This is a genomic window from uncultured Campylobacter sp. (genome assembly GCF_937997465.1).
GTDB lineage: Bacteria > Campylobacterota > Campylobacteria > Campylobacterales > Campylobacteraceae > Campylobacter_A.
Genome location: NZ_CALKTQ010000197.1, coordinates 1 through 11221, shown reverse-complemented (window position 1 = coordinate 11221; position 11221 = coordinate 1). Strand labels below are relative to the sequence as shown.

The following is an 11221-nucleotide window of genomic DNA, read 5'->3' as shown; positions in this document are numbered from 1 at the left end:
GCTTGCAAACTTAGCCGAGGACTTTGAGGGTAATCAGTGAAGCTACTCGTCTCTTGTTTAGAGGCCTCTGCAAATTTGCACTTCGAGCAGGTTTTAGAGCATCTGCCAAAGTGCGAACTAAAAGGCATTTTTGACGAAAAATTCGGTGAACCTTTTATGCGAAGCTCGGAGTTTTCCGCGATGGGCTTCGTGGAGGTTTTGCCGCTTTATTTTAAGGCAAAACGCGCGATAAAAGAGATGACGCGCCTAGCCGCGCAGTGCGACGCCGTGCTACTTATCGATAGCCCCGCCTTTAACCTGCCGCTAGCCAAAGCGATCAAAGAAGCCGGTATCAAAACGCCGGTGACCTACTATATCTTGCCGCAGGTGTGGGCGTGGAAGGCCGGACGCGTGGCGAAAGTCGAGGCGTACTGCGATCATTTGGCTTCGATTTTGCCGTTTGACGGGATGTACTACAATCGCTCACGCTACGTCGGACACCCGCTACTTGACGAGCTGCGAGTACGAAAAAACGAGCTTTTGCAAAGCGGTAAGATCGCTTTTATGCCCGGATCCCGCCGCGCCGAAATTTCGCGATTGATGCCGATTTTTCGCGAAGTTGCCGTCCAAATAAAAGATAAAGAAAAGCTGCTCGTCGTGCCGCCTTTTTTGGCAAACGATATGCAAATTTACGGCGATGTTAGCGACTTTAGCGTGGTTACGGACGCGCCGCGCGCACTTTTGCAAAGCGAGTTTGCCTTTATCTGCTCTGGCACTGCGACACTGCAGGCTGCACTCGTGGGCACGCCGTTTGTACTAGCCTATAAAGCCAAAGCCATCGATATAATGATAGCGCGGATGTTTGTGAAGCTGCGCCACATCGGGCTTGCAAATATCATGTTTGATTTTATGGGCGAAGCGGCGCTGCACGAGGAGCTGTTGCAAGAGGAAGTAACGCCAAGTAATCTAATAAAAGCCTACGAGAGCTGCGATAAAGAGAAATTTATCAAAGGCTGCGAGAAGCTACGAAAATACCTAGAACACGGCTCTGCAGCCAGCGTAGCGCAAATTTTAATAACGAATAAAGGATAAAAAATGACCGAACCGATGACGCTTTTTGGATATGAAAAAATCACAAACGAACTAAAAAATTTAAAGACCGTCGAACGTCCGAATATCGTCGAGGAGATCGACATTGCGCGCAGTCACGGCGACCTAAAAGAAAACGCCGAATACCACGCCGCACGCGAAAAACAGGCGTTTATCGAGAGCCGTATAGCCGAGCTTAGCGACATAGTAAGCCGCGCCAAGGTAATCGATCCCGCCGAATACGAGCACGATAAGGTAAAATTTGGCTCCACGGTCGTCATCATGGACGTAGAAACCGAGCTAGAAAAAACCTACACGCTAGTGGGTACGCCAGAGAGCAACCTAGAGCGCGGACTCATCTCGATAAACTCACCTCTAGCCAAACAGCTAATCGGCAAGAGCGAGGGCGATGAGGTCGCGCTAAATTTGCCAAACGGCAGAAGCGACGTCGAGATAGTATCTGTTAGCTACAAACCGATCAAATTTCAAGCCGATGAGCGCGTTTAAAACCGTTAAATTTACGAGCTCGGCCGCTAAATTTGAGCCTTTAAATTTAACTACGGCGTTTGCCGAGTTTTTCAAATTCGGCTCGCTAAATTTAAAACTCATAGCCGCAAATTTGATGCCGCAAAAAGTAAAATTTGATGCCTGAGCAAATCGTCGTAAAAAGCAGTGCGATCTTTATCGCCGACTCGCACGAAAACGAAAATCGCGAAAATTTTTGGCATTTTTTGTGCGCGTTGAAAAGCGGCGAGATAAAGACGCCGCAGCTGTTTTTGATGGGCGATATGTTTGATTTTCTGGCGGTCGAGTGCGAGTTTTTCGTCAAATTTTACGAGCGATACGTCCGCGCGATCGACGAGCTGGGCGAGGAAATGGAAATTTACTATTTCGAAGGAAATCACGATTTTAACCTAGCAAGGCTTTTTAAAAATGTCAAAGCCTATCCGATCGGCGCTCAGCCGGTTAAATTTGCCTCTGAGTATGGTCAGAGCGTGCTTATCGCACACGGGGATATATTTTTGCCTTTCGTTTCGAAATACGCTTTGAGATTTTTACGCGTCAAATTTTTTTTAAAAACAATGAATTTTTTCGATAAATTTTTAAATTTTAGACTCTCGAAACGAATTTTAAATAAGCTTAAACAAAAAATTTTAGATTATAAAATACCGAATTTTAAGAATTTAGTCGAGGCAAAAATGCGCCGATATAACGCATTTTACCAGGCTGACGTCGTCATCGAGGGGCACTATCACCAAGGTGAACAATACACGATAGGTAAACAAAAATATATAAATATTCCATCTTTTGCATGCGAGCAAAGCTATTTTGTAGTAGAATACGACCAAAATATTAAGTTTGCTCGAAAGAGCGTAAAGGTTTAAAATGCTTAACAACGGCACATTAAAAACCGGTTCAAATGAGATGGAGCTTGTTGATTTTCGTATCTTTAAGCAGTCGGGAGACAATGTATATGAGGGCATATACGGCGTCAACGTCGCTAAGGTACGCGAGATCATTAAGATGCCAAATTTAACCGAGCTTCCCGGAGTACCCGAGTATATCGAGGGGATTTTTGATCTGCGCGGCGTCGTGATACCTGTCATAAATTTAGCTAAATGGATGCAGATAAACGAGCCTAAGGGCGGAGCTATCAAGCCTCGCGTCATCATTGCCGAATTTAGCGGTATATTGATAGGCTTTATCGTCCACGAGGCAAAGCGAATCAGGCGCATAAGCTGGGCGGACATCGAGGCGGCGACTTTTGCCTCAAATGCCGGAACGCTAGATAAAGGCAAGATAACAGGCGTAACTCGCATCGAAAACGACGAAGTTTTGCTAATATTAGACCTTGAAAGCGTCGTCGAAGAGCTTGGCATTTATAGCCCGAAAATGGAAGTAGAGATCGATCAAAGTAAGCTTTTAAGCGGTTTAGCACTAGTGCTAGACGATAGCTCGACGGCAAGAAAACTAGTAAAAGATATGCTAGAAAAAATGGGACTAAAAGTAGTCGAAGCAAAAGATGGCGTAGAGGGGCTTGCTAGGATGGAGGATCTTTACGAGATGTACGGCGATAAGTTAAATAACTTTTTAAGAGTGATTTTGAGCGATATCGAGATGCCTCAGATGGACGGATACCGCTTTGCATCGACGATAAAAGACGATCCGAGATATACGGGAATTCCTATCATATTTAACTCTTCTTTAAGCAACGACTATAGCGAAGCTCAAAGCAGAGAGGCCGGTGCCGCCGCGTATCTAACCAAATTTGACGCATCGCTATTTTATAACGAGGTGCTTCGCGTGATCGAAGCGCACAAGAAATAAGGGGGAAAATCATGGATGATATGAGAGAAATAATGGAAGACTTCCTGGTTGAAGCCTTCGAACTAGTAGAACAAATAGACCATGACCTCATAGAACTAGAGTCAAATCCTGAAGATTTAGAGCTTTTAAATAGAATTTTCCGCGTTGCGCATACGGTCAAGGGGTCATCGAGCTTTTTAAATTTCGATATTCTTACTAAGCTTACGCACCACATGGAGGACGTGCTAAACAAAGCCCGCCGCAACGAACTAAAGATAACTCCGGATATCATGGACGTGGTGCTAGAGTCTGTGGATATGATGAAGGGGCTACTGCACGGTATCAGAGATAGCGGTAACGATACGGACGTAGGCATCGAGATAGAAGATATCTGCAAAAGACTAACCGCGATATCCGAAGGCGAAGCCCCGAATGTGGCCGCTAGCGAGCCTGCCCCCGTGGTACCAGAGCCTGTAGTAGAGACGCCAAAAGAGCCTGAGCCCGAACCTATTAGCGATGAGAATTTATCAAATTTAAGCGACGACGAAGTCGAAGCCGAGATAGAAAGACTGCTGAAAGTAAGAAAGGCTGAAGATCAGGCAAGACGGGCCCAAAAAGCAGCAGCATGCGAAGCACCAAAACCTGCAGCGCCTGCTGCACCTCAAGCTTCTGCACCGTCAAATTCAGCTCCGTCTACAAAGCCCGCTCCCGCAAAGCCTGCCAACAAAAAAGAGGACAAAAAAGTACCGGCTCCATCAAGTGGAGCTAGCGCCGACGAGCAGACTATACGCGTTGAGGTTAAGCGCCTAGATCACCTGATGAACCTGATCGGCGAGCTGGTGCTTGGCAAAAACAGATTGCTCAAAATTTACGACGACGTTGAGGAGAGATATGAGGGCGAGAAATTCCTTGAGGAGCTAAATCAAGTAGTATCCAGCCTAAGCCTAGTGACTACCGACATACAGCTAGCCGTTATGAAAACGAGAATGCTACCTATCGCGAAAGTATTTAATAAATTTCCTCGCATGATCCGCGATCTAAGCCGCGAGCTAAATAAGCAAATCGACCTTGAGATCACGGGCGAAGAAACGGAACTGGATAAATCTATCGTCGAGCAAATCGGCGATCCACTGGTGCATATGATAAGAAACTCGTGCGACCACGGCATCGAGGACGGTGCTACCAGACTAGCTGCAGGCAAGCCTGAAAAAGGCACCATCCAGCTAAAAGCCTATAATGAAGGCAACCATATCGTAGTCGAGATCACCGACGACGGTAAGGGACTAGATGCCGATATGCTAAAGGCACGCTCGATAGAAAAGGGTATCATCACCGAGCGCGAAGCCGATACTATGAGCGATAAAGAGGCGTTTGGGCTTATATTTAAGCCTGGATTTTCGACTGCTGCGAAGGTAACTAACGTAAGCGGCCGCGGCGTGGGAATGGACGTCGTAAAGACTAATATCGAAAAGCTAAACGGCATAATCGACATCGAAAGCGAAGTGGGCAAGGGTACGACGATGAAGCTAAAAATTCCACTCACGCTAGCTATTATCCAGTCGCTTTTAGTCGGCGCTCAGGAGGAGTTTTTCGCTATTCCTCTAGCAAGCGTTTTAGAGACCGTGCGCGTACCGATCGACGATATCTATACGATCGACGGTAAAAACGTGCTCAGACTACGCGACGAGGTGCTTTCGCTGGTTAAGCTATCTGATATCTTTGGCGTCAAGCAGGTCTTTGATGGCGGAGATCAGACATACGTGGTCGTTATCGGCGTAGCGGAAGCAAAGCTTGGCATCATCGTAGATAGCCTCGTAGGGCAAGAAGAGATCGTCATCAAATCAATGGGCGATTATCTACAAAATATCCCAGGCATCGCGGGAGCCACGATAAGAGGCGACGGCCGCGTAACGCTCATCATCGATGTAGGTATGATGATGGAGATGGCAAAAGATATAAAAGTAGACATAAAAGCCAGCATGGAATCCTCAAAAAGCGTCAAAGAAAAACCGAGCGATTATAAAGTGCTGATCGTCGACGACTCGAAGATGGACAGAACCATAATGCAAAAATCGCTAGCCCCTCTTGGCGTAACGGTAATCGAGGCTACCAACGGAGTCGAGGCTCTAACTATCGTAAAATCTGGCGAACATGCGCTTGATGCGATGCTAATCGATATTGAAATGCCGCGAATGGACGGCTACACGCTAGCGGGCGAAATTCGCAAGTACTCAAAATATAGAAATTTGCCGCTTATTGCGGTAACCTCAAGGACGTCAAAGACCGACAGGCTAAGAGGCGTGGAGGTAGGAATGACTGAGTACATCACCAAGCCGTATTCGTCCGAGTACCTTGAAAACGTAGTTAGAAAAAATATCAAACTAATAGGATAGAACATGAACGACAAACTAAATCAGGTTCTAAAAAGACAAAAAAGACAGGTGATAGACCCGAGCGAAAAAGAGCGCGAGGAGATCGTCCAGCTAGTCGGCTTTATCGTTGGCGACGAGGAGTATGCGATACCCATTTTAAATATCCAAGAGATAATTAAGCCGATCGAATACACTCGCGTACCTAGCGTGCCTGAGTATGTTTTGGGCGTGTTTAATCTGCGCGGTAGCGTCATTCCGCTAATCGATTTGAGAAAAAAATTTTCTCTAAATGCCGCAAAACCTAGCCCAAGCACGAGGTACATCGTGATGAAAGAGGGCGATAATGTTGCGGGATTTGTGATCGATAGATTAACGGAAGCCATCAGAATACAGCAAAACAGGATCGATCCGCCGCCTGAAACGCTTTTAAAAGACAAAGGCATGATTTACGGTATCGGCAAAAGAGACAACAACATCCTTACGATTTTAAAAGTCGAAGCACTACTAAAACGCGATTTCTAGGGTCAAATTTGATAAAGCTTTGCGTATTTGATTTTGATTCGACGCTGATGGACGGCGAGACGATAGATTTTCTAGCTGCAGCAAAGGGCGTGGGCGATGAGGTCAGTGAAATAACTGCAAAAGCGATGGCGGGCGAGCTTGATTTTTTCGAGAGCTTGACACGCCGCGTTTCGCTTTTAAAGGGGCTTGAGCTTGCTAAAGTAGATCAAATTTGCTCAAATTTGCCGCTCATGCCAGGAGCCGCCGAGTTGATCGCACATCTAAAAAGCAAAGGCATCAAGGTCGTAGTTTTTAGCGGCGGATTTCACTCGGGCACGGACAGGGCGCAAGAGAAGCTAAAATTTGACGCTAGCTTTGCAAATATCCTGCACCACAAAGACGGCATCCTAACCGGACTCGTGGGCGGCGAGATGATGTTTGGCTTTTCAAAGGGCGCGATGCTTGCAAATTTACAAAATTTGCTCGGTATCTCAAAAGAGCAGACGATGAGCGTGGGCGACGGCGCCAACGACTTATCTATGTTTGAGCATTCAAATTTAAAAATCGCGTTTTGCGCGAAGCAAATTTTGAGGCAAGCGGCAACTTGTTGCGTGGATAAAAAAGATTTGCGCGAGATCATAAATTTGATATAAAAAGGCGAGAAAAATGTTTAATAACGATATAAATTTTTCATTGTGGTGCGACTTTATCGAGCGCGACTTTTTGCAAGACGAGTTTGAAAATTTACTTCAAATAGGCGCTATTAACGGCGTGACCTCAAATCCGTCTATCTTTAAAGCCGCGTTTTTGTCGGACTCCTACAAGGACGTCATCGGCCAAATGGGCAAAAAATATCCAAAGGCGCTTTACGAGGCGCTCGCGGTGCAAGATATCAAGATAGCCGCGACCAAGCTTTTGAGGCATTACGCAAACGGCGACGACGGGTTTGTTAGCATCGAGGTCGATCCTAGCTTTTGCGATAACGCCGCGGCTACGGTGGACGAGGGCGCTAGGCTACACGCAGAGATCGGCATGCCAAACGTCATGATCAAAATCCCTGCGACAAAAGCGGGCTTTGAAGCTATGGGCGCTCTAACCGCGCGCGGTATCGCTGTAAATGCGACGCTAATTTTCTCGCCGGAGCAAGCCGTAGCGTGTTTGGACGCTTTTGAGGAGGGCGTGAAAGCCTATGAGAAAAAATTTCCACTAACGCCGCTACCAAAAAGTGTGATTAGTATTTTTGTTAGCAGATTTGATCGCTTGCTAGATGAAAAAATGCGCGAGAACTCGCTACCGACGGGTCAAATCGGTATTATGAACGCAACTAAAATTTATAAAATCATAGAAAATAAAAGCTTGCCGACGACGCGCGCGCTATTTGCTAGCACGGGCGTAAAGGGCGATGAGCTGGCAAAAGACTACTACGTAAAAGAGCTAATGTATCAAAATGCGGTAAATACGGCTCCGCTTGATACTATCAAAGCTTTTATCGCGAGCAAAAACGAACCTAAAACCGCCGTTAGCGACGATAGTATAGAGAAATTTTTTGGCGTAGTAAAAAGAGCCGACATAGATATGGAGAAGGTTTACAAAGACTTGCTAAACGACGGCTTAAAGCAGTTCGTGACGGCATTTGAAGATATAATGAAAGCGCTTAAATGAAGCCTTTGAGATTTACCTCGTCGCAGCAAGAAGATGCAATGGACTACGAGCCTATCGGTTCTAGTATTAAATTTGACACTCAAGACGACGAACTTGAGCGTATTATAAATCTAAGAGCGAATGCGGTAAAAAACGATATACAAAAAATAAGAGATAAAAATAAAGAAGATTCGCAAGAAGAGCAAATAATAGAGCTAAAATCTGAAAAAGATGAGCAGAAGATCGGCGAAGTTGCAGATAAAAATTTGAGCGATCATGAGCCCATGTTTAAATTTGGACAAAATTTTGATTTTGAGAACTTGCCTGCGCTCAAACCCATAGACGATGAGCCCGTAAAAATCAAAGAAGCGGCGGAAACCGTCAAATTTGACGGTTTTATCGAGCCTGGTGACTTGGAGGCAAAAAAACACGAGCTAAGCGAAAATCTCCAAGCTATCAACGAAGCACTGAGCGAAATAGACGCACTGGACGAGATGCCGCCAAAAAAAGATGAGTTTGACGAGACTGCGAAAGCTACGGCGCAAGAACAGTCGATTTGCGATGAAACGCCGGATGTAAAATTTGGCGGAGATAACGTAAGTTTGGATGATTTGGGTATTAAATTTACGCAAGAAGAGGTCGGCATGCAACAGCACCCTAGCGAAAAGGATCAAATTTTAGACTTTTTTCAAAACGAATTTAGCATAGTTCAAGATGAAGAAAATAAAGATATAGAGGATAAAATCGGCGCAATCAAAGATGAGATAAACGTAGTCGCCGCTAAGCCGAATTTAAACGTTGGTTTTGGAGACGATCGGCAAAATAAAGAGCAAAAAAATATCGACGAATCCACAAATTTGCGTGAATCGCAAGCGCAAAATTTAGAGCCGAATTTCATACAAATGCAAACTGCCGCAAATAAAGTTGCGGCGCAAGCGCAAACTATAAACGATAGGCAAGAAAACCAAACAAATACGTTAAAAAAACCTGAAGTGCGACCGGTTAAATACAAGGACAGGGCGGCGCTTTTAGCCGAGCTTGGCATCGGTATGGAAGATGAAACTTTCGGGATGCCGATTAGAACCACGGTGCCGCAGAGTGACGAGGAGAACGAAAAAAAAGCCGAAATGAAGGTTATACTGGATGGGTATCTAACAAAACTTATCGAGCTTGGCGGTAGCGACTTGCACGTAAAATCCAGCAAAGTAGTTCGCGGTAGATTTAACGGCGAGATATTTACGATGGGCGATAAAATTTTAGATTACGACAACTCGATACTACTTGCAAAGGAGATTTTAGGGGCGAATTATTACAATCTTATGAAAAAAAAGAGTGTGGATTTTACATATAAATTAAACGACGACTACCGTTTCCGTTCAAACGTCTTTTTGCAGATGGATGGCGTATCTTTAGTATTTAGAACGATCCCAACGAAAATTCCTACGATGTCCGAGCTTTTATTGCCGCCTGTTATTGAAAAGCTTTGCAATAAAGTAAATAGAGGCATCATCCTAGTAACTGGACCTACCGGTAGCGGTAAAACAACGACACTAGCTAGCATGATAAACCACCTAAATCACACAAAAAACTACCACATCGTCACTATCGAAGATCCGATCGAGTTTATATATAACGACGACAAAAGCGTAATAAATCAGCGCGGTATCGGCCAAGACGTAGATAGTTTCGCCGACGCGCTAAGGGCTTCTTTGCGTGAGGATCCGGATGTTATATTTGTAGGCGAGATGAGAGACCTAGAGACTGTTAGAACCGCGATAAATGCAGCAGAAACAGGACACTTGGTGCTTGCTACACTTCACACCCTTGATGCTAAAGAAACTATCGGCCGCGTCATAAATATGTTTCCTAAAGAGGAGCAAAACCGCATAAGGATGACCTTTGCCTCGGTTGCGGAGGCTATCATATCTCAGCGCCTTGTCGTGACTACGACCGGCAAACGCCGCGTCGCTTGCGAAATAATGGTAAAAAACATAAGAATAAGAGATATGATCTTAGAAGATAGAGATAGCGAAATTTACGACGCGATAGAACAAAGTAAAAATACCTACGGAATGCAGACCTTTGAGCAGCATTTGCTTGATATGTATGCTTCGGGAATTATAACAAAAGAAGAAGCGCTAAAAAGCGCCAGCAGAAGGGAAAACCTCGATATCAAAATCAAGAGTGCCGACCTTGCTAAAAAACGAGCGATGGTTGCCTCTATCGAAGAGGATGCCGAGCTTTTAAAAGAATTTCAAAGCGAAGTTATTGCGCTCAAAGATATCAAGTAAGGCGAAATTTATATAAATTTGGGTATCATCGGCTTCTATTTTTCAAGAAAGGAAAACGATGTTAGAAGGTATCGTTAGAGAGAGTATCGGTAAAAAGGCGTCAAAAGCCTTGAGAAGAGATGGTTATCTAATCGCCAACATTTACGGCAAGGGATTAGAGAACGTGCAAGCCGCTTTTAAAATCAACGATTTTATAAAAGAGGTTCGCAAAAAAGAGAGCCTTGCGTTTGACGTAAAAGTAGGCGGAAAAACCTTAAAAGTCGTAGTAGTCGAATACCAAAAAGACCCTGTGACAAACGCGCTAAAACACGTTGATTTAAAGGTTGCGCTTCCAGGCGTCGTCTCAAAGTATATGATTCCGGTTAAACCTTACGGAACTCCTGTGGGTCTAAAAAATAAAGGCGTTTTGATCATCTCAAAAAGACGCTTAGCCGTAAAATGCACGGCTGAAAATTTGCCGAATTCATTCGACATAGACGTTAGCGGCCTTGATATAGACAACACTGTCCTAGTGCGTGACATAGCCGTTCCTGCGGGCGTAACTATGATCGATGCTGACCGCGTAGCGGTTCTAGGCGTAATAAAAGCTAAATAAGGCTAGCCTTGATACTCATAGCTGGACTGGGGAATCCCGGTCCCGAGTACTCCAAAACAAGACACAACGTCGGCTTTATGCTGATAGATAGACTTAAAAACTCAAATTTTACAGATGTAAGCTCGGTCAAATTTCAAGGCGAGCTGTTTAAATTCCAAAATTTACTTTTTCTAAAACCGACAACCTTTATGAACCTAAGCGGACGAAGCGTAAAAGCCGTAGCCGATTTTTATAAACCCGAGCGTATTATCGTGATTCATGATGACCTTGATCTAAATTTCGGCGTCGTTAAATTTAAAAAGGGCGGCGGAAACGGCGGACACAACGGCCTAAAGTCAATCGACGTGTTAATGGGTGCAGACTACGAGCGCGTGCGTATCGGTATCGGTAGAAGCGCGCACAAAGGCGAAAGCGCTGTAACCGGCCATGTGCTTGGCGAATTTAAC

The 11221-nt window shown here is 45.0% G+C and carries 12 protein-coding genes; all 12 read left to right on the top strand.

Annotated elements, in window-relative coordinates; all coding sequences use genetic code 11:
• Window positions 1–36: 36 nt before the first annotated feature.
• The gene (lpxB, locus tag Q0546_RS06400; protein ID WP_298791533.1) at window positions 37–1071 is read left to right on the top strand and encodes a lipid-A-disaccharide synthase; all 1035 of its coding nucleotides are present in this window, start codon (window positions 37–39) and stop codon (window positions 1069–1071) included.
• A 3-nt stretch (window positions 1072–1074) separates the two neighbouring features.
• A complete protein-coding gene (gene greA, locus Q0546_RS06395) occupies window positions 1075–1575 on the top strand; it encodes a transcription elongation factor GreA (protein WP_298791531.1) in 501 nt (166 codons plus the stop codon).
• Window positions 1562–1720, top strand: coding sequence for a hypothetical protein (locus Q0546_RS06390; RefSeq protein WP_298791529.1), 159 nt, complete (start codon window positions 1562–1564; stop codon window positions 1718–1720). The genes greA and Q0546_RS06390 overlap by 14 nt, the downstream gene beginning before the upstream one ends.
• The gene (locus Q0546_RS06385; RefSeq protein ID WP_298791527.1) at window positions 1713–2453 is read left to right on the top strand and encodes a UDP-2,3-diacylglucosamine diphosphatase; all 741 of its coding nucleotides are present in this window, start codon (window positions 1713–1715) and stop codon (window positions 2451–2453) included. Before Q0546_RS06390 ends, Q0546_RS06385 begins: the two co-directional genes overlap by 8 nt.
• Before the next feature lies 1 nt (window position 2454).
• Window positions 2455–3396, top strand: coding sequence for a chemotaxis protein (locus Q0546_RS06380; RefSeq protein WP_002947271.1), 942 nt, complete (start codon window positions 2455–2457; stop codon window positions 3394–3396).
• A gap of 11 nt (window positions 3397–3407) precedes the next feature.
• Window positions 3408–5768, top strand: coding sequence for a chemotaxis protein CheW (locus Q0546_RS06375; RefSeq protein ID WP_298791525.1), 2361 nt, complete (start codon window positions 3408–3410; stop codon window positions 5766–5768).
• A gap of 3 nt (window positions 5769–5771) precedes the next feature.
• The gene (locus Q0546_RS06370; protein WP_002947273.1) at window positions 5772–6269 is read left to right on the top strand and encodes a chemotaxis protein CheW; all 498 of its coding nucleotides are present in this window, start codon (window positions 5772–5774) and stop codon (window positions 6267–6269) included.
• A gap of 8 nt (window positions 6270–6277) precedes the next feature.
• The gene (gene serB, locus Q0546_RS06365) at window positions 6278–6901 is read left to right on the top strand and encodes a phosphoserine phosphatase SerB (RefSeq protein ID WP_298791523.1); all 624 of its coding nucleotides are present in this window, start codon (window positions 6278–6280) and stop codon (window positions 6899–6901) included.
• A 13-nt stretch (window positions 6902–6914) separates the two neighbouring features.
• A complete protein-coding gene (locus tag Q0546_RS06360; RefSeq protein WP_298791520.1) occupies window positions 6915–7910 on the top strand; it encodes a transaldolase in 996 nt (331 codons plus the stop codon).
• The gene (locus Q0546_RS06355) at window positions 7907–10180 is read left to right on the top strand and encodes a PilT/PilU family type 4a pilus ATPase (protein ID WP_298791518.1); all 2274 of its coding nucleotides are present in this window, start codon (window positions 7907–7909) and stop codon (window positions 10178–10180) included. Before Q0546_RS06360 ends, Q0546_RS06355 begins: the two co-directional genes overlap by 4 nt.
• Before the next feature lie 58 nt (window positions 10181–10238).
• Window positions 10239–10775, top strand: a complete 537-nt coding sequence (locus Q0546_RS06350; protein WP_297968826.1) for a 50S ribosomal protein L25/general stress protein Ctc — start codon at window positions 10239–10241, stop codon at window positions 10773–10775.
• An 8-nt stretch (window positions 10776–10783) separates the two neighbouring features.
• Window positions 10784–11221: aminoacyl-tRNA hydrolase (gene pth, locus Q0546_RS06345; protein WP_298791516.1), on the top strand; the 438-nt coding region annotated here is incomplete at its 3' end.